Annotated in this window: 15 protein-coding genes; 13 read left to right on the forward strand and 2 right to left on the reverse strand. The window is 34.2% G+C overall.

Annotated elements, in window-relative coordinates; all coding sequences use genetic code 11:
• Positions 1–21 precede the first annotated feature (21 nt).
• The 7 genes from menD to YQ22_RS15215 all read left to right on the forward strand — a co-directional run bounded on the left by menD (position 22) and on the right by YQ22_RS15215 (position 7935).
• Positions 22–1773 (forward strand): 2-succinyl-5-enolpyruvyl-6-hydroxy-3-cyclohexene-1-carboxylic-acid synthase, encoded by a 1752-nt coding sequence (gene menD / locus YQ22_RS15185; RefSeq protein WP_071341863.1) that lies wholly within the window; start codon positions 22–24, stop codon positions 1771–1773.
• A gap of 34 nt (positions 1774–1807) precedes the next feature.
• Positions 1808–2152 carry a DUF2853 family protein gene (locus YQ22_RS15190; RefSeq protein WP_071341864.1) on the forward strand — a complete coding sequence of 115 codons (345 nt, stop codon included), beginning with the start codon at positions 1808–1810 and terminating at the stop codon, positions 2150–2152.
• A gap of 91 nt (positions 2153–2243) precedes the next feature.
• The gene (locus tag YQ22_RS15195; protein ID WP_071341865.1) at positions 2244–3080 is read left to right on the forward strand and encodes a CvfB family protein; all 837 of its coding nucleotides are present in this window, start codon (positions 2244–2246) and stop codon (positions 3078–3080) included.
• 170 nt (positions 3081–3250) lie between these two features.
• The gene (locus YQ22_RS15200; RefSeq protein ID WP_071341866.1) at positions 3251–3859 is read left to right on the forward strand and encodes an SPOR domain-containing protein; all 609 of its coding nucleotides are present in this window, start codon (positions 3251–3253) and stop codon (positions 3857–3859) included.
• Positions 3859–4767 carry a 1,4-dihydroxy-2-naphthoate octaprenyltransferase gene (menA, locus tag YQ22_RS15205; protein ID WP_071341867.1) on the forward strand — a complete coding sequence of 303 codons (909 nt, stop codon included), beginning with the start codon at positions 3859–3861 and terminating at the stop codon, positions 4765–4767. Before YQ22_RS15200 ends, menA begins: the two co-directional genes overlap by 1 nt.
• Positions 4768–4799: 32 nt before the next feature.
• Positions 4800–5561, forward strand: coding sequence for a LytR/AlgR family response regulator transcription factor (locus YQ22_RS15210; RefSeq protein ID WP_058103224.1), 762 nt, complete (start codon positions 4800–4802; stop codon positions 5559–5561).
• A gap of 421 nt (positions 5562–5982) precedes the next feature.
• Positions 5983–7935 carry a sensor histidine kinase gene (locus YQ22_RS15215; protein ID WP_232231215.1) on the forward strand — a complete coding sequence of 651 codons (1953 nt, stop codon included), beginning with the start codon at positions 5983–5985 and terminating at the stop codon, positions 7933–7935.
• A 1-nt stretch (position 7936) separates the two neighbouring features.
• On the opposite strand, the gene YQ22_RS15220 is transcribed toward YQ22_RS15215, so the two are convergent.
• The gene (locus tag YQ22_RS15220) at positions 7937–8722 is read right to left on the reverse strand and encodes an SDR family oxidoreductase (protein ID WP_071341869.1); all 786 of its coding nucleotides are present in this window, start codon (positions 8720–8722) and stop codon (positions 7937–7939) included.
• Between the two features lie 54 nt (positions 8723–8776).
• Between YQ22_RS15220 and YQ22_RS15225 the strand changes: the two genes are divergently transcribed.
• The 6 genes from YQ22_RS15225 to YQ22_RS15250 all read left to right on the forward strand — a co-directional run bounded on the left by YQ22_RS15225 (position 8777) and on the right by YQ22_RS15250 (position 17952).
• Positions 8777–9829, forward strand: a complete 1053-nt coding sequence (locus tag YQ22_RS15225; protein ID WP_071341870.1) for an o-succinylbenzoate synthase — start codon at positions 8777–8779, stop codon at positions 9827–9829.
• On the forward strand, positions 9820–10767 hold the full coding sequence (locus tag YQ22_RS15230) for a CPBP family intramembrane glutamic endopeptidase (protein ID WP_071341871.1): 948 nt from the start codon (positions 9820–9822) through the stop codon (positions 10765–10767). Before YQ22_RS15225 ends, YQ22_RS15230 begins: the two co-directional genes overlap by 10 nt.
• A 3-nt stretch (positions 10768–10770) precedes the next feature.
• Positions 10771–11841, forward strand: coding sequence for an AMP-binding protein (locus YQ22_RS15235; RefSeq protein WP_071341872.1), 1071 nt, complete (start codon positions 10771–10773; stop codon positions 11839–11841).
• 40 nt (positions 11842–11881) lie between these two features.
• A complete protein-coding gene (locus YQ22_RS15240) occupies positions 11882–13231 on the forward strand; it encodes a M24 family metallopeptidase (RefSeq protein ID WP_071341873.1) in 1350 nt (449 codons plus the stop codon).
• A 127-nt stretch (positions 13232–13358) separates the two neighbouring features.
• Positions 13359–16034 carry a carboxypeptidase-like regulatory domain-containing protein gene (locus tag YQ22_RS15245; RefSeq protein WP_071341874.1) on the forward strand — a complete coding sequence of 892 codons (2676 nt, stop codon included), beginning with the start codon at positions 13359–13361 and terminating at the stop codon, positions 16032–16034.
• A 175-nt stretch (positions 16035–16209) separates the two neighbouring features.
• The gene (locus YQ22_RS15250; RefSeq protein ID WP_156894586.1) at positions 16210–17952 is read left to right on the forward strand and encodes a tetratricopeptide repeat protein; all 1743 of its coding nucleotides are present in this window, start codon (positions 16210–16212) and stop codon (positions 17950–17952) included.
• 134 nt (positions 17953–18086) lie between these two features.
• Here YQ22_RS15250 and YQ22_RS15255 read toward each other — a convergent pair whose 3' ends face one another.
• Positions 18087–19715, reverse strand: a complete 1629-nt coding sequence (locus tag YQ22_RS15255; RefSeq protein WP_071341876.1) for an acyl-CoA carboxylase subunit beta — start codon at positions 19713–19715, stop codon at positions 18087–18089.
• Positions 19716–19772: the final 57 nt, after the last annotated feature.

Consider the following 19772-nt stretch of genomic DNA (forward strand, 5'->3'; position numbering starts at 1 on the left):
TTGGTCGTATTTTTGAACTACATGAAATACTCTGCTATACCCACTGCACAAACTATTGTTCAACATTGCCAGGCCAAGGAAATTGGTAATATTGTAATTTCACCTGGTTCAAGAAATGCGCCATTAACAATTGCTTTTGCAGAGAATCCTTTTTTTAAGTGCTTTAGTATTGTTGATGAGCGATCTGCCGCATTTTTTGCCTTAGGTATGGCACAACAGTTAAATGAACCTGTAGTGGTACTTTGTACCTCTGGTAGTGCCCTTTTAAATTATTACCCTGCAATTGCCGAAGCATACTACAGTAACATTCCGTTAATTGTAATTTCTGCAGATCGGCCAGTTTATAAATTAGGTATTGGTGATGGACAAACTATTGATCAGCGCGATGTTTTTAAAAACCATATTGGTTATTCGGCAAATTTAAAACAAGATGTAAGTCACGCTTCCTCAACAGTATTGCAGTACAGACCAGATTGGTTTGAGGATGGTAAAATGGAAGATATTCAGCACGATGTTCAAACCTTTAATGACCAGCAACTTAATCTTGCTTTTGATATTTCGTTGAAATCTAATAGTCCGGTACATATAAACGCACCCTTTGAAGAGCCCTTGTATAATACAGTTTTAGAACCAACTGTTTCACCTCTATTAAATGTTGATGCTAATGAAATCGTAGATGTACCAAATTTAGAACCTCATAGGGAAATTTGGAATGCATCTTCTAAAAAAATGGTTTTGGTAGGGGTAAACTCTCCCAATGAGGTAGAAAGTGAAATTTTAGATTTTTTAGCGAATGACCCTAGTGTTTTGGTATTGACTGAAACTACTTCTAACATTCATCATCCACATTTTTTTAATAGTATAGATTCTTTAATTGCACCTATTGAAATGCAATTGGATAGTGATGAGTTGTTCAAAAAATTAAGACCTGACGTATTGATCACATTTGGAGGATTAATTGTCTCTAAAAAAGTAAAGGCTTTCTTAAGAAAACATAAACCAGATCATCATTGGCATATTGGTGGACAAACAGCGAATAATACATTTTTTTGCCTGAAAGAGCATTTGAAAATTTCTGTTAACCGTTTTTTTGATGAGATGTATGCACAACCCATTAAAACGGATAGCGATTATTTTTTGAGTTGGAATAAGGTGAAACAAGGCTACATGTTAAAAAGAGAGGCGTATCTTAAAAAGATTCCTTTTTCTGATTTTTCAGCTTTTGGACAGTTGTTGGGTTCCGTGCCAGATAATTACATGTTGCAATTGGCAAACAGCTCTACTATTAGGTATACCCAGTTGTTTGATTTGAACCCTTCATTAAAGGTATTTTGTAATAGAGGTACTAGTGGTATTGATGGTAGTACATCTACTGCCGTTGGTGCGTCTTGGGCATATGGTAGCCCCACTTTATTGGTTACGGGTGATTTAAGTTTTTTCTATGATAGTAATGCACTTTGGAACAATTATATAAAGAACAATTTTAGAATTATAGTAATTAATAATGGTGGAGGTGGCATTTTTAGGATTCTCCCTGGTAAAGATGATTCCAGTGTATATGAAACCTATTTTGAAACACGTCATTCTCTTTCCGCTGAGCATCTGTGCAACATGTTTGGTTTTGATTATAGAACGGCTAAATCTTCTATAGAACTTGAAGATGAATTAAAGGACTTTTACAAAGAAACCGTTCGTCCGATGTTACTGGAAATTACTACACCTACATTAATAAACGATAAAATTTTGATTGATTATTTTCGTTTCATATCTTAGTAGGGTATTAACCATTAATTATAACACATTTAACATGAGCAAAAGAGACGATTTAATAGAAAAGTATGCTGCGGACATCAAAGATAAATTTGGTGAGGATGCAGATATGGACTTGCTTAAAAAAGTAACTGTTGGTTTAGGACCATCTATTTACAATATTGATGCTTCTAAAGTATCTGGTAGTGACCAAAAAGAATTGGATACTGTTAAGAACAACTATTTGATCAAAAAATTAGGTCTTGCAGATGATTCTAAATTAGATGACGCTATTGCTACAGTTATGGAGAAGTACGGTTCTTCTAACAGAAATAAACATAGAGCGGTTATCTATTATAAGCTTTGTCAGCATTTCAATAAAGCATCTGTTTACGATAAATAGTCAGATGGCAAATAATATAAAGACCGTTATCTTTTGATAACGGTCTTTTTTTTGCTCCGGTATTTAAATATTTAAAATGTAATTTTGCAGCATGATAGAATTAGGACGTATTAACAACCTTGAGATTTTAAGAGACACCAGTGTAGGGCTTTTTTTGGGCGATGAAGAGGGCAATGATGTTTTGTTGCCAAATAAGTATGTGCCTACTGGGTATGAAATAGGGCAGAAGATAAAAGTGTTCTGTTATTTGGATTATGATGAAAGACCAGTTGGAACAACTTTAGAACCGGATATTATGCTCGGTGAATTTAGATTGTTGCAAGTTGCTGAAGTTAATGAGTTTGGTGCTTTTATGGAGTGGGGACTGGAAAAACACCTGTTGGTACCTTTTAGGGAGCAGCGTGTTAAAATGAAAGAAGGGCAATGGTATGTTGTTCATTGTTATTTAGATGAGCGTTCAGGTAGATTGGTAGCGTCTAATAAGCTTGATAAATTTCTTAGTAATGACACCGTAGATTTAAAAGAATGGGAGCAGGTAGACCTAGTAGTTACAAGGCAAACAGACTTAGGGTGGGAAGTGATCGTAAATGAAAGGCATAAAGGTTTGGTATATTTTAATGAAGTCTTTAAGCCAATTAATATCGGTGATGTAATACCTGGTTGTGTAAAAACGATCAGGAAAGATAATAAGTTGGATATTTCACTTCAACCACTTGGAGCAAAAGTATTAGAACCTGCGGCAAAAAAAATATACGAAGTCTTAGTTGAAAACGGTGGATTTTTAGGATTACATGATAAATCTGCACCAGAAGAAATTAGGGATGTCTTTCAAATGAGCAAGAAGACTTTTAAGAAAGGTCTAGGTACGCTTTATAAAGACAGAAAAATAAAAATAGAATCTGACGGCATTACATTATCAGATGATTAGGGTGTTAATTGTAAGAAAAATCTTAGGTATTTGATTTTCAACGAAATAACTTAAATAATGGTCAGGTTTATTGTGATAACTTACAATTAATTTTATTTTTGTGGTAAATGAAAAGTTATTAACAAATTTTAACTTACATTTAAGTTTTAAGCGCAAAATTCACCCTGTATATGCCTTTTATAGAAGAAAGTGATTTACTAGAATTACATAAAGATGTAGATAAAGCTCAAATTATCAATGAGCGTTTATTGGATCAAATAAAGTTTAAGAATAAAGAATTAAAAAAGAGTAAGATTCAGCGAAACATTTTTGCTGGTATTACAGGTCTTTTCTTAATAGGTGGTTTGGCTTTCACATCTTTTACCGCTGGTATTTCTAGTTCTGGAGGATTTAACAGGAACAGTAATAAAGATTTGGTTTTGACATCAATTGATAGTGTTGATGCATATAGAACGCGCTTGGAGAACCTAAAAGAACAGAATGAAGAGCTTAGTTTAGTAAAGGAATTTTACTTGGCAAAAGAGTTTTTACAGAAAGAAAAGATATATTCGGTTCAGGTAAAATCATTTGTGGATAACAATGTAACATTGGCTTCTGAGGCATTGACCAATACACTTTTTGTAAAGACAAATCCTTTTTACTCTTATTCCTTAGGAAACTTTGAAACTTTAGAAGAAGCCCAGTCATTCAGAAAACAATTGGTTGATCTTGGCTTCAACGATGCTTTCGTAGCCTCTTACCAAGACGGTAAAAGAATTCAAATAGAAGATCCATTTTAGTGACTAAAGTTAAAGCTTGGCTCAACGCTGCAAGGCTTAGAACGCTTCCCTTATCAATATCAGGTATTTTTGTAGGTACGGCATTGGCTGCTTATTATGGTGCCACCAATGTAACTATTTTCATATTGGCCTTATGTACAACTATAGGCCTACAAGTGACCTCTAACTTTGCCAATGACTATGGCGATGGTGTCAAAGGCACTGATGGTGATGATAGAATAGGACCTAAACGCGCCTTGCAAAGTGGTTTGCTTACTGCTACAGAATTAAAAAGAGGTATCTATATCAGCATTGTAATTAATGCAGTTTTAATCATTTCATTGATATTCACATCGTTTGGAACTAAAGATGTTCTTTATCCTGTCTTATTTTTGGTTTTAGGTGCTTTGGCCATTTGGGCCGCAATTAAATATACTGTAGGTAAATCAGCCTATGGTTATCAAGGTTTGGGAGATGTTTTTGTCTTTATATTTTTCGGATTGGTAAGTGTTTTGGGGTCCATGTTTTTGTACTTGAAATTTATTGATTTGATCGCTGTATTACCGGCAATTGCAATAGGACTTTTAAGTGTTGGGGTTCTTAATCTTAACAACATGCGAGACATTAAATCAGATACTGCCGTTGGTAAGAATACTTTGGCTGTAAAAATGGGATTGTCAAAGGCAAAAAAATATCATTATACCATTCTGGTCGTATCCTTTTTGTGTTTGTTTTATTTTCTCTTTACAACAAATGCCTCACAGTTACGTTATGTAAGTCTTGTAGGCTACCTACCAATACTGGTTCATTTAAGAAAAGTAGCTCTCACAGAAAAGGCTGCAGAACTAGATCCTGAGCTTAAAAAATTAGCTTTAAGTACGTTTTTTATAGCGGTATTGTTTTTTATTAGTTATTATTATTTTTTGTAATTTTGAGTATAACCCACAAACCATTTTAAGTCTTGGAACAACCCATAAAAATTCTAATTGTTGAGGATAATGTAATCATCGCTGATGATATGCAATCTATGTTAGAGGAAATAGGATATGAAATAGTTGATAATGTAATCGTTTACGAGCAAGCAGTTGAGGTGTTAAAAACCCAGCAGGTTGACTTAGTTCTTATTGACATTATTTTAGCCTCTGATAAAACAGGTATAGACTTAGGTAAACATATTAGGGAGAATTATGACATTCCTTTCATTTTTGTAACCTCTAACTCTGATCGTGCAACGGTTGAGAATGCCAAGACGGTTAAGCCTAACGGTTATTTGGTAAAGCCATTTGAGCAACAAGATCTTTATACATCTATAGAAATTGCCTTGTCTAACTTTATTTATGGCAAACAAAATGCCAGTAATGGAACGGCTAACAGTGGAAATACTGAAGATGTTGCCATGTCAAATTCAATTTTGAAGGATTCTATATTTGTTAAAAAACAACATTTATATTACAGAATTCAATTTGGTGATATTCAGTTTATAAAGGCGGATAATGTATATTTAGAAGTGAATACCGTGGATAAAAAATTCTTGGTACGATCACCATTAAAAGATTATTTAGAGAAGCTTCCCCAGAATAAATTTTATAGGGCACACAAATCATACATTGTAAATGTAGATCATATTGATGCTATTAATTCAAAGGATATAATGATCAATAATACATTGATTCCAATTTCTAAAGACTTTAAAGAATTTATTATTTCGGCAATGAATTCTTGATATAAGTAGATATAAAAAAAACACCTTTTTTTAAAGGTGTTTTTTTTGCTCCAATTTTAGATGAAAGGTATTTTTTCATCGTTTAAGTGTTATTTTTCATCGGTAAAATACATGGCTGAACCACTTGTTTGCATTTCACAACAAATATTTGAGGTTACACAACAATTAATGCACGGTCCTATGGCTAATTCATAATTTTGATTTATTGATAATTGCCTATTGTTTTAGCCATATTGGTCTAAGGCAGCCAGTATAAAGCGCAATTTTTAATGATTTAATAAAAAGTACGTAGAACACGCTTTTTGGGCTCGTTGTTATTTAATGATAATTTAATAACGGCTCACAACAAAAATTTAGTAGGGTCAGCTATTAGCATTAAGTTTGATTCGACTTTTATTGAGATATGAAAAAACCTTTTATTTTGAGATTTGTATGCACTATAGTTCTTAGTGTATTTATGTGCACTTTAGCGGCGCAAGATGGTGTAACGACTCAAAATGAAGATTACTACAAGCAGTTTCAAGATTTAGAGAACGGAGAATTACGTTCTTTCTTCTTTTTTAATACTCCAAATCGTTACAATCAGAATTCACCATATGATTGGTTAGATACCGTAAAAGTGTATTTGAACAGTTCTGAGAAAACTAAAGATTCTATTTCCATTAGGAATTACCAACTTATTGAGTCTCAGATATATTACGATTTGGGCAACTATGAGAAGAGTTTGGCTATTGCTAGACCTCTATACGATGACTTAAGTAATTTAGATCTAGATTCCAAACACATCATTTTAGATATCTTAGATAATAATTATGCTAAGCTAGAACTTTATGATAAGCAAATAGAAATCAGAAGGGTAAAGCGTGAATTGGGTTTAACCGATAATGTTGCCTTTTATGATATTTACGCTAGTCTTGGTCAGTATAGAAAAGCTATGCGAGATTACATGACCGAAGAAAAGAAAGAGCTTAAAGATGATGACTACTACGGACTTGCCATTTACAATAATACAATTGGTAATTATTTAAGACAAGATAAATCTACCCCTACGGCGCTTAGCTACTTTAAAAAAGCAGAAGGTTTGATCAAGGTTTTTTTAAGTGATGTTACCAATCAACATTCTGATAAGGAAAATGCCGATGGCAGAATTTTAAACGGAATCATTATTGGCAATATTGGTAAATGTCATGTACAACTGGGTGAATATGAAAAAGCAATTCCGTTTTTAGAAGAGAGTAGGGAAGTTATTAGAAAATATAATAAGAGTAAGTTTTCATCTGATATTATTGAAAATACCTTGGCGTTGGCAGAGTGTTATTTAAAATTAGATGATTATGCTAAGGCAACAGATTACTTAAGCGATGAAATGAACCCAATTAAATTGGATAATATTTTAAAGCGGAACAGAATATATGCGGATTATTATTTTAAAACCGGTGATTATCAAAACTCAACGGTTTATTTAAAGAAAAATATTAGAATTAGAGACTCTATAGATGCTCTTGCTTCTAATATTAAAAATCAGCAACTGACATCGGTAATTGAGCAAGATTTGGATAACTCCAAAAAAACTATGGAGCAACAAAAAGCTCAATTAGAAGCATCTAGAAAAGATATTAAGGCTAGGGATGATAAAATTAGCTTGGTTTTTGTTTCCTTGATATTTACGCTTATTGGCTTTGCCGGTCTGGTATATGCTTACTTAAAGAGTATTAAGAATCAACGTCTTATTGCCGAGCAAAAATTTATTATCGAAAACTCTTTGGTAGAAAAAGATTCTCTGTTGAAAGAAATACACCATAGAGTAAAGAATAATCTACAGATGGTTTCTAGTTTACTGAGTTTACAAACCAAAAATACTAGAAGTAAAGCTGCAATTGCTGCATTGGAAGAAGGTAAGAGTAGGGTAAAGGCTATGGCGCTTATACATCAAAAATTATATCAGAACGATGATTTATCGGTAATCGAAATGCAAGGGTATATTGAGAGTTTGATCAATAGTATTCAATCCGTATATAAAAAAGGAGGTCATAATATTAATATTACCATAGATGCCGAAGGTGTTGAGCTGGATATTGATAGAGCTATACCTTTTGGACTTATTTTAAACGAATTGGTATCTAACTCGTTTAAATATGCATTTCCCCATGATGATAGTAATGGTAAAATTTACATTCATTTAAGAAAAATTGCGGGTCAAGAAGGTTTCTTTGAGTATACTGACAATGGTATTGGCTTACCGGAAGATACGGATGAAAGAGCAAATTCCTCAATGGGTATTCGTTTAATGAACAGATTGGCAAATCAGCTGCAGACTTCATTGAATACAGATAAAACCAATGAAGGAGTTCGGTTTTGGTTTAATTTTAAATAAATTACCTCACCTTACTTTTCATTACTACACGGTGTAATAGTTTAGGGAAAAAGCGTTTTAAGTAAATGCCAAATTTTTCTTTTCCACCAATATAGGTTTCAAAGCGTTTCTTTTTAATAGCGCTAATAATTTCCTTAGCACATTTTTCTACGGGCATGCCGTTAAGAGTTGCATTGTCTTCTTTTTGTAGTGCGGTACCATTAGCGGTCAAAGCATTTTTGGCAACGTTGGTCTGTATAAAGCCAGGGCAGATGATAGATACATCAATATTGTCTTTCTCATGCTCCATTCGCAAGGCATCAAAGAAGCCGTGTAATGCATGTTTTGCACCACAATATCCAGAACGGTAAGGCGATGAAAACTTACCCATTAAGCTGGTGATGGTTACGTAATGACCTCCTTTTTGTTTTATGAAATAGGGTAAGGCATGTTTGGTTAATTTTATAGTACCCAGATAATTGACGTCTATCATTTGTTGATAAACTTCAAATTTGGTTTCAACAATCAAAGAACGTTGACTTAATCCTCCATTGTTGATTAAAACATCAATTTTTCCAAATAGCGAAAATGCAGTATCGGTAATTTCTTCAAGTGATGAAAAATTGGTTAGATCTAATGGGAGTATTTCAACATTGTCCGGATTCTTGCAATTATTTTTAACTTGAGTCAATACACTTTCCCTTCTAGCCGAAGCTATTATTTTTTCGCCCAACGCGTTCAATTGATATGTTAGCGCTTCACCAATTCCTGATGATGCTCCCGTTATCCAAATTACCTTTTCTTCCATTCTTTTAAATCCGTCGGTATTAAAGTGAAAATATAGCTAAATTTGAAGGATTATATGAAAGCAATTTTTAAAAAGTATATCCTAAATTTTAAAAATCCGAGCGGGACCTCCAGAGGAATTCTAAAAACCAAGGAAACATGGTTTCTATTCTTGGAGCAAGATGGTAAAAAGGGAGTAGGTGAGTGCGGATTGTTTAGGGGCCTTAGCTATGATGATGTGCCTGGTTATGAAGATAAATGTAATTGGGTTGTAAGTAATATCAATTTAGGTGAAGCGGAATTGCTTAAGCGATTATCTAATTTTCCAAGTATTCAATTTGGGGTTGAACAGGCATTTCTGTCACTGCGATCAAACGATCCTTTTCATCTTTTTGGTTCCACTTTTTTAGGGGACCAAGAACCAATTTCCATTAATGGTCTAGTTTGGATGGGCGATAAAGAGTTTATGCATCAGCAAATAGAGAATAAGCTAAAAGATGGTTTTTCATGCATTAAAATGAAGATTGGTGCCATTGATTTTGATACGGAAATTGCATTGCTTACATCTATTAGGGAGCGTTACTCTAAAGATGAAATTGAATTGCGAGTAGATGCCAACGGTGCATTTTCTGCAGAAGAGGCGTTGGCGAAATTAGAAGTATTGTCAAAACTTGATTTACATTCCATTGAGCAACCTATTAGACAGGGACAATGGAATGAAATGAAAGATCTTTGTGCTAAAACACCATTGCCTATAGCTCTTGACGAAGAATTAATTGGGGTTGTTGATGTAACAAAAAAGGTAACATTGCTACAAACTATACAACCACAATATATTATTTTGAAACCAAGTTTAGTTGGAGGTTTTGCAGGTAGTAATGAATGGATTACAATTGCTGAAAGAAACAATATTGGTTGGTGGGTAACTAGTGCGTTAGAAAGTAATATAGGTTTAAACGCAATTGCTCAATGGACTGCAACTTTAGGTAATAATATGCCACAAGGTTTAGGCACCGGAGCTTTGTTTACTAATAATGTTAATAGTCCTTTAGAGGTAAGGAATGGTGGTTTGTTTTATAATAAATCTAAAAACTGGAATACGAATTTAATTGATGAAATATGTATATAGAACAGGCGTATAAAGGTTTAATTGATAATTGGAGATATTTAGTAGGAATATTGATAATTATTGTGGTGTGGCAGTTTTTAGGCTCCTTTCCGTTATTGGCTGCTTTGGCACTGGAAGAAGGTGGTATTTCTGCAATGATGAGTAATAGTATAGGAAAGATGTCCCAGGTATTGGGCTCCAATACATTTTTGTTCTACATGCTCTTAACCTTTGTTTTCGGACTTATTGCAGTTTTTCTAGTGGTTAAATTTTTGCATCAACAATCGCTTACCGCATTGACCACTTCAAGAACTAATGTTGACTGGAAAAGAATGGCTTTTTCTTTCTTTTTATGGGCTTCAATATCTGTGCTTTTTATCGGTATAGATATTTATTTTGCGCCTGAAGATTATGAATATAACTTTCAATTAGAACCTTTTTTGATCTTAGCCGTTATAGCTATTGCAATGATTCCGTTACAGACAAGTATGGAAGAGTATTTAATGAGAGGGTACATGATGCAAGGTCTGGGCGTACTTACTAAGAATAGATGGTTTCCGCTTTTCTTTACCTCTTTGCTGTTTGGATTATTGCACATATTGAACCCGGAAGTGGATAAATTGGGTTACGGTATCTTGATTTTTTATATAGGAACCGGACTCTTTTTAGGTATAATTACACTTATGGATGAAGGTTTGGAACTTGCTCTTGGTTTTCATGCCGCAAACAATTTAACTGCAGCACTTTTAGTAACTGCAGATTGGACCGCATTTAGTGTGGATTCTGTCTATAGGGATATTTCAGAACCTGTGCTTGGTTGGGATATGCTGGTTCCTGTATTTGTAGTTTTTCCCATTCTTTTATTGGTTTTTTCAAAAAAGTACGGATGGACTAATTGGAAAGAAAAATTAACAGGTAAGGTGTTAACTGAAGAAGAATTTTTAAAGCTCGATAATTAAGAAATGTATAAACCATTTATACACCCTAATTTTTCAATTCATGGTAGGGCAATTTCTTTTGATGATTTAACAGAGGTTAGTTATAGTCTATTAAAGGAAGGAGAGGACTATGAAAAACAAATCGGGGCATTTCTTTTGAATTGGATTGATGACTCCGAAATAATATTGGTAAAAACCTCTGGTTCTACGGGAAAACCAAAGACAATTGCACTTCAAAAAGAATATATGGTAAATAGCGCCTTGGCAACAGGTAGCTATTTTAACCTGAAGCCTAGATCCACAGCTTTACTCTGTTTGCCCGCTTCATACATTGCAGGTAAAATGATGTTTGTCAGGGCTATGGTTTTAGGCTTGAATATTCATTTTTTGCCTCCAAGTTCATACCCATTGGAAGGTGTTACGGATTCTTTTGATTTTGGGGCCATGGTACCTTTGCAGGTGGGTAACTCTTTATCTAAACTACATCAAGTACATAAATTAATAATTGGTGGCGCACCCATTTCTAATTCAATTAGAGAAAAATTAAAGGGTGTTGATAATAGCAGTTATGAAACCTATGGTATGACGGAAACCGTTACTCATATCGCTATAAAACCATTGAACAATAAAGAAGTTAAAGATGCTTCTTTTACGGTTTTACCAAATGTAGAACTTTCCACAGATGATAGAGGTTGTTTGAAAATTAACGCACCAAAAATTTCAGACGAAACCGTGGTGACCAATGATATGGTTGAGTTACTTTCAAAAACTCAATTTAAATGGTTGGGTAGGTTGGATAATGTCATTAATTCTGGAGGAGTAAAGTTACATCCAGAACATATTGAAAAAGTAATATCAAACTATATAGATACTTCGTTTTTTGTTGCCGGTGTTGCAGATGATGAATTGGGACAAAAAGTGGTTTTAGTGGTTGAAGATGCAGAAGTAAATGACATTCGGAAAATTATTGACGGTATAGGGGAATTCAAAAAATTCGAGAAACCTAAATCGATTTTGATAGCTAAAGAATTTCAAAGAACCGATAGTGGAAAAATTCAACGTTCTAAAACTGTTGAACAAATTTTGAAGCCTTAATATATTCCGCTATTTTCATCATTAGAAAAACCACTATCTAATGATCAAGCAACTAATTACCGTATTCATTTTTATTCAGGGCTTTTTATTGAACGCCCAACAAATCCTCAATGAAAAAGAAAGAGCCATTGTTATAGATGAAATTCTAGACGACCGTTTTAACAACTTACTTCCAAAACTTATGGATGCTGCTGACTTAGACATGTGGGTGGTAATTTCAAGGGAATACAATGAAGATCCAGTTATTAAAACCATGTTGCCTGCTACATGGTTAAATGCCCGTAGAAGAACTATTCTTTTGTTTTATAGAGATAAAGAAAAGAACACTATTGAAAAATTAGCCGTTGCTCGTTATAATGTTGGTAAGAATATTGTTTCCGCTTGGGATAAGGAAAAGGAGCCTAATCAATGGAAGAGGTTAATGCAGTTAATATCAGAAAGAAATCCAAAAAAAATCGGACTTAATTATTCTACAGACCATAATATTGCCGATGGTTTGGTAAAGACAGATTATGAGGAATTCATGGCAAATCTGCCTAAAAAGTATACTTCAAAAGTAACATCTGCAGAGCAACTAGCCGTACGCTGGATTGAAACTAGAACGGAGCGTGAAATGGTTATTTATGATCAATTGGTAGATATTACACATGATATCATAGCCGAAGCATTCTCAGAGAAAGTAATAACTCCGGGAATTACCACGACTTCTGAGGTTGAATGGTGGATGCGCCAAAAAGTGACAGATTTAGGTTTAGAAACCTGGTTTCACCCAACCATAGATGTACAGCGAAGTAAAGAGGAATTGGTAAGTCACCTGTACTCTTTCTCTGGTAGACCAGAAGATACAGTGATATTACCAGGGGACTTGGTCCATTGCGATTTCGGTATTACGTATTTGCGTTTAAATACTGATTGTCAAGAATTAGCGTATGTACTAAAGCCAGAAGAAACTGCTGCCCCAGAATTTTTAGTAAACGGACTAAAGGAAGGGAATAAATTGCAAGACTTTCTAACCGGTAATATGATTAAAGGAAGATCTGGAAATGAAATTCTTAAAAAATCGCTGGACGAGGCTAAAGCTGTAGGATTAAGACCTTCTATTTACACGCATCCGTTAGGTACTTATGGTCATTCTGCCGGAACAACTATTGGAATGTGGGATGCTCAAGGTGGTGTTATGCGTGACGATGGAGAAAATTATGGACTTAATCCAAATACTGTTTATGCTATTGAATTAAACACGACCATCAACATACCGGAATGGAATAGAGATGTCAGAATCATGCTTGAAGAAGCAGGTTTTTACGGTGAAGATGGATTTAGATATGTAAATGGTAGACAAACGGAATTATTGTTGATACCACGAGTGAAAGATCATCAGGGCAATTAATCTTAATTTGTAAGATAAAATATTGTTGATGTATTAAAAATCTTATTTTCTATTTATTGTGTTAGGTTTAAAAGCTTGTTATTCATATATTTAAGAGTGACCTGACGGTTATTGAATAACTCGCTTAATGAAATGGATTACTAAACTTCATATAAAGTATTGTCTTTTATTGTTTTTGTGTACGCTAAGTATAGGACTTTTTGGGCAACATCAATTTAAAGGAACAGTAGTAGATGCTGATACGAAAGAGACGCTTCCTTTTGTAAATATTGGAATTGTAAATAAAGGTGTAGGTACCGTAAGTAATTTTGATGGTAAATTTTATCTAGAGATTAATAAGGCTAATTTTTCTAATACAGATGTGCTACAATTTTCTTCTGTAGGTTATAAAACTATCCAGCTTAAAATTTCAGAGGTAAATTTTAATAATTTGTTGTTTCAAAAAGTTGTTATGAAGCCCCAGGCAATGCAATTAAATGAGGCAATCGTATCCGCTAAATATCTGAAAGGTAAAAAAGATGATGTTGTAGGCTTTTCCTATCCTAGTAAAAATAAGTTTGGGTATTGGAAAGGCGATGGTTCCTTGGGTGCTGAATTGGTGACAAGGATAAGTGTGGATAAAAAGAAGCACTTCTTAAAAGATTTTCACTTTTATCTAAACGAAAATTATTCTGATAGTGTATTGGTGCGCATTAATGTATATAAAGGCGGCACCATTTATCCTGAAGATAAATTATTGAAAAAGAACGTTACCAAAATGATAGGCAAATCTCCTGGAATGGTAACCGTAGATTTAAAGCCGTACAACCTTATTGTAGATGAAGATTTTAGTATTGGTCTAGAATTATTGGAAGTATATGGTAAGCGTGTAGGTTTGGTTTTGGCCGCGGATTATAGACCAAGTACATCATACAGAAGATATGTGAGCCAAGGACAATGGAAAACATTCAGGGGAGATGCAATGACTTTTTATGTAAATACTTCTACTTTGAGTGAGGATGACATTTCTCAAATATCAGAATACGCTAGACATAAAACCCTTCAAAATTCGTTCAACACTCCTCAAATAAATATCAACCCTGTCCAAACTCATAGATCAATTACGGGTTTTGTTTTTAATAATGGTAAGCCCGTGGAAAATGCTACTGTTCAAATAGCGGAGTCATTAAAGCATACACAAACAGACGCGTATGGTAGGTATACCATTATGGCACAAATAGGAGATGTCATTAGTTTTGATTATTTGGGTTTCGAAAAAGTGGAACGTACCGTATTGGAGACCATACATAATATCAACGTCACCATGAATGTGATGGTTGAAGAATTAGAAGGTGTTACCGTTACTGAAAGAGCGCGTTTAAAGAAAACCGAGGCAGAAATGTTCTCTGAATATTTAACGAATGATGAATTTGCTAAGAGTGCTTATGGAACTCTTGATAAAAAAACAATTGGTCATGCAATAACTATTGTAGATGGTAAGAGTTTGAACTTATCGGCGCCAAATATTCTAGCAGCTTTAGATGGTAAAATAGCTGGAGTTCGCATTGGTAATGTAACCAATGGAAATACTTGTTTTGGATGTTCTTTTACCAAAGTTGCTGTGTTTATAAGAGGAGGTAAAGGGTCAATTAATAATATTAGACCTGCAATATTCGAAATTGACGGAGTAATTTATGAAGATGTTCCGTATTTTTTAGATTTAAATGTTATTGAGCGCATAGCGGTAATACCTGGTCTTGCTGGCGTTGGAAGATATGGGCAGGTAGCCGCGGGCGGTGTAATTGCAATAAGTACAAAACATGCTAATTATGCTACCAAGAATAATAGAGCTAGTGACCTAGCTAAAATTCGGAATAATATTTATGAATTTGATGCTATTGATAAACAACAAGCTAATAAAAATCTGCCAAGCTATCTTAAAGCTTTTTTAGCTTGTAATACATTTGAAACTGCTAAAAGAGTATATGAAGAAAATGAGAAAATTTATAGTAGTTCTGCTTCGTTTTTTCTTGACGCCTATATTTATTTTACTGCCAACTGGGAGCAAGAAAAATTCAATAATGATATAATCGCTAACCATCAATCCCTATTTGTTGATAACATCAATGAAATGAAAGCTTTGGCATATGCTTATCAGCGAGAAGGTAAATTTGAAAAAGCAAACGAACTATATACCAGCGTTTTTGTAAAAAGACCTAATTACTCGCAATCGTATCGGGATATGGCGAATAGCTATGTTGAGGTAAATGAGGTACAAAAGGCAGCTAATCTTTATAGTAGGTACACCAAATTATTTAACGATTCTTTTCTAGTGGCAGATACAATAGGATTACATCCAATTATTACAACTGAGTTCAATCACTTTTTACAGCATAAAACCGATTATACCATAAGTTCAGAAGATTTAAAAGAAATGGCGGCTAAGCGCGAGGGTACAGATACCCGTCTTCTTTTTGAATGGAACGATGATGAGGCTGAGTTTGACCTTCAATTCGTAAATCCTGAAAATCGCTATTTTGTTTCTAGTACATCGCTAATCAATCAGAATGAATATTTTGGGAAGCAAGAAAATTCATCAAGTAAAGAGTTCTTTCTTGAAAGCGATATTCAAGGAGAATGGATTATAAATATAAATTATAAGGGGAATAAAAGCGGTTTGCCCACTTATTTAAAAGTGACTGCTTTCTCTGGCTACGGTACAGATAATGAAGAAAGTACTATTAGGATTTATAGGTTGTCGTTAAAAAATGTGAATCAAAATCTATTTTACTTACCAACTTTAGGAGCAGATAATTTAAATTAAAGTTTATTAAAGATGTAATGTTTTGAAGGACAAGTGATTAAAATTTGTTTTAATTTTTAATAAATTCAGTAATATTGTTAAATTCATACATAATTAGTAATTATATTCCTACATATTTTAGTATGGTTTAATTTTTGATATAAAATTATGGTATAACCATATAAAACTTTATTCTATGAAAAATGTTTTACTCCTTTTAGTATTAATGTCTTTTGCTTGCAATGTGCAAGCACAAAGCAAAACAATTAAAGGTAAGGTTACCCAAACGGATGCTCCTTTGGCAAATGTTCAGATTTCTATAATAGATTCTGATATTTCTACTACAACAGACGCCAATGGATTATATCAAATATCTGCGGAACCTAGGGATGTAATTAAATATACATATCCCGGTTTAAGTGATGTTCAGATAATGGTTGAAGATGTTACACGAATCTTAAATATTGAAATGACTCAGAAAATTGAGCAATTAGATGAGGTTACCGTGCGTAATAGTAATAGAAAATCACAGAGCGAATTAGAAGAGGAGTATAAGTATAAACCAAATTTAATTAAAACAGCATTTGGTATTTTGGATAGTGAGACCGCCCCTGGGAAAATCAGGTTTTTGCAAGAGGACGAAATCAATGATGTAGGGATTTGTATTCTAGATGTTGTGCGTAATAAGTTTGCTAGCGTAAGGGTTTTTGGTGATTGTCAGCGTGGAGGGGGAATATATATTAGAGGTTTCAATTCTATAAGTCAGGCATCTCCAGCAGTTTATGATGTTGATGGTCAGATTTTAACTAATGCTCCTACATGGATTGCACCAGCTTCAATTGCTAGATTGGCTGTTTTAAATAATTTGGCAATGACTACTAGATACGGGTCAATAGGTGCTGGCGGTGTCATAGTAATTAACACAAAAACATTATTATATGCTGGTAATATTGATGGAAAGCCTTATGATCAAGCTAAGCTTAGAAATAATAAATATGATAATTCAGCATTAAGTACAGTTAATTTTAAAGAAGATAAGCCTTCGTACATTAATGAACTTTTAAATGCGAAAACCGAAGAAGATGCAAAGGTTATTTACGAAAATCAAATAAAAAAATACAGTAGTTCATTCTACTATGTACTTGATGCTTATGATTATTTTTCAAACAAATGGAAAAATAAAGAATTTGCAAATAAGATAATCGAAGAGAATGACAATATTTTAAGTGGTAACCCTATCGCATTAAAATCGTTGGCATATATCTATCAAGCGGAAGGAAAGTTTAAAGAGGCAAACAAACTTTATGAAGATTTGTATACACTTAGAGCAGATTATGCACAATCATATTTAGACTTGGCAAATAGTTATAAAGAATTAGGTTTAAATCAAAAAGCTGCCGCTATGTACTTACGTTATGATTACTTGTTAGCAGAAGAGCTATTGGAAAAAGAAGAGCCAGTGAAAGTTATTATGGATCGTGATTTAAATAATTTGATTTCTCTAAAAGGGGCTGATTTAGTTTCAACAAATAAGGTAAAAGAAATTAAACTTGATGATGATTTTAAAGGAACACGTTTGGTTTTTGAATGGAGCGATAGTGAGGCTGAATTTGTGTTACAATTTGTAAACCCAGAAAAGCGATACTATAATAGTGAGCATTCTTTAGCTGCAGATGCTGAACGTATTCAAATTGAAAAGCGCTCAGGTTTCTCCAGTGAAGAATATTTAATAGATGATACGCTTCGTGGTAATTGGTTGGTTAACGCTACCTATTTAGGTAACAAAAGTTTGACGCCTACATATTTGAAAGCTACTATATATTATAACTATGGTAGTGCATCGCAACGAAAAGAAACAAAGGTCTTTAAACTAGGTCTACGTAATGTAAATCAGCAATTGTTTACAGTATCAAATGCGGTAAGTATAGTTGCAAATTAAGTCCGTTAATTTTTCAAAAAAAAAAGAAAAATAGACATAGTTATTATAAAAAGCCCACAATACATTTATAATGTATTGTGGGCTTTTTGAATGTAAATAGTTTTATTCGTTGATACTAACGATTTTTCAGGTAATTACACCTGCAACACTCCCATATTAAAAGGTTTCTCAATAGGTGCATGATCAGCGGCTTCTATACCCATTGAAATCCATTTACGCGTGTCCTTTGGGTCAATGATCGCATCTGTCCATAACCTTGAAGCTGCATAGTAAGGAGAAACCTGATTGTCGTAACGCTCCTTGATTTTATCGAATAGCTCAGTTTCCTTTTCTTCTGTAATAGTTTCACCTTTCTTTTTCAATGAAGCCTTCTCAATTTGTAAAAGAACTTTTGCAGCAGAGTTTCCGCTCATTACGGCTAATTCTGCGCTTGGCCAAGCAACAATTAACCTAGGATCATAAGCTTTACCGCACATGGCATAGTTTCCGGCTCCATAGCTATTGCCTATGACAATGGTAAATTTTGGAACCACCGAGTTGCTTACCGCATTTACCATTTTGGCGCCATCTTTAATAATACCACCATGCTCACTTTTGCTACCAACCATAAATCCGGTTACATCTTGCAAGAAGACTAACGGAATTTTCTTTTGGTTGCAGTTGGCTATAAATCGTGTTGCTTTATCTGCAGAATCGGAATAAATGACTCCGCCAAACTGCATTTCTCCTTTTTTGGTCTTTACAACTTTTCTTTGGTTGGCAACAATACCAACTGCCCATCCGTCTATTCGTGCATATCCGGTAAGTATGGTTTGTCCGTATCCGGCTTTGTATTCTTCAAATTCCGAGTCGTCCACCAATCGCTTAATAATTTCCATCATGTCATACTGTTCCGCTCTTGAGCTAGGTAGTATACCATAGATGTCATCAGGATTTTCTTTTGGTTTTATACTTTTCTTTCGGTTGTATCCCGCTTTTGGGAAATCACCGATCTTATCCATAATATTCTTTATGGTGTCCAAAGCAGCTGCATCATCTTTCGCTTTATAATCGGTTACCCCGCTAATCTCGCAATGAGTGGTTGCTCCACCCAATGTTTCATTATCTATGCTTTCACCTATAGCAGCTTTTACCAAATAGCTTCCTGCCAAGAAAATACTGGCGGTCTTATCTACTATTAAGGCTTCATCGCTCATAATAGGTAAGTAAGCGCCACCGGCAACACAACTGCCCATAACGGCAGAAATTTGGGTTATGCCCATACTGCTCATAACCGCATTGTTTCTAAATATGCGCCCAAAGTGCTCTTTATCCGGGAAAATTTCATCTTGTAATGGTAAATACACGCCGGCACTGTCTACTAAGTAAATAATAGGTAGTCTGTTTTCAATAGCAATTTCCTGTGCTCTTAAATTCTTTTTGGCGGTAATAGGAAACCATGCGCCAGCCTTTACCGTTGCATCATTGGCAACTACTATACATTGCTTTCCTTTTACATATCCAATTTTTATGACAACACCGCCAGAAGGGCAGCCACCATGTTCTTTATACATGCCTTCGCCAACAAAGGCTCCAACTTCAATCTGTTCGGTTTTTGGATCAAATAGATAATCAATACGTTCTCTGGCGGTCATTTTACCTTGATCGTGCTGCTTTGCAATTTTTGCTTTTCCTCCGCCTAAATAAACCTCGTTCAGCTTTCTTCTAAGGTCAGATAATAACAACTTATTCCTATCTTCGTTTTGATTGAATTTTAAATCCATTCTGTATATTTATTTTCTTCGCATAAAGATAAGAAGTTAATTTTGGTGTACATGCAA

Origin of the sequence: Maribacter sp. 1_2014MBL_MicDiv (assembly GCF_001865655.1) — a bacterium.
Taxonomy (GTDB): Bacteria; Bacteroidota; Bacteroidia; order Flavobacteriales; family Flavobacteriaceae; genus Maribacter; species Maribacter dokdonensis.

Coding starts and splice junctions, on each gene's coding strand:
- YQ22_RS15200 (WP_071341866.1), top strand. CDS start 3,251: ATGCCTTTTATAGAAGAAAGTGATTTACTAGAATTACATAAAGATGTA.
- YQ22_RS15255 (WP_071341876.1), bottom strand. CDS start 19,715: ATGGATTTAAAATTCAATCAAAACGAAGATAGGAATAAGTTGTTATTA.
- YQ22_RS15230 (WP_071341871.1), top strand. CDS start 9,820: ATGTATATAGAACAGGCGTATAAAGGTTTAATTGATAATTGGAGATAT.
- YQ22_RS15195 (WP_071341865.1), top strand. CDS start 2,244: ATGATAGAATTAGGACGTATTAACAACCTTGAGATTTTAAGAGACACC.
- YQ22_RS15225 (WP_071341870.1), top strand. CDS start 8,777: ATGAAAGCAATTTTTAAAAAGTATATCCTAAATTTTAAAAATCCGAGC.
- YQ22_RS15245 (WP_071341874.1), top strand. CDS start 13,359: ATGAAATGGATTACTAAACTTCATATAAAGTATTGTCTTTTATTGTTT.
- YQ22_RS15190 (WP_071341864.1), top strand. CDS start 1,808: ATGAGCAAAAGAGACGATTTAATAGAAAAGTATGCTGCGGACATCAAA.
- YQ22_RS15235 (WP_071341872.1), top strand. CDS start 10,771: ATGTATAAACCATTTATACACCCTAATTTTTCAATTCATGGTAGGGCA.
- YQ22_RS15240 (WP_071341873.1), top strand. CDS start 11,882: ATGATCAAGCAACTAATTACCGTATTCATTTTTATTCAGGGCTTTTTA.
- menD (WP_071341863.1), top strand. CDS start 22: ATGAAATACTCTGCTATACCCACTGCACAAACTATTGTTCAACATTGC.
- YQ22_RS15220 (WP_071341869.1), bottom strand. CDS start 8,722: ATGGAAGAAAAGGTAATTTGGATAACGGGAGCATCATCAGGAATTGGT.
- YQ22_RS15250 (WP_156894586.1), top strand. CDS start 16,210: ATGAAAAATGTTTTACTCCTTTTAGTATTAATGTCTTTTGCTTGCAAT.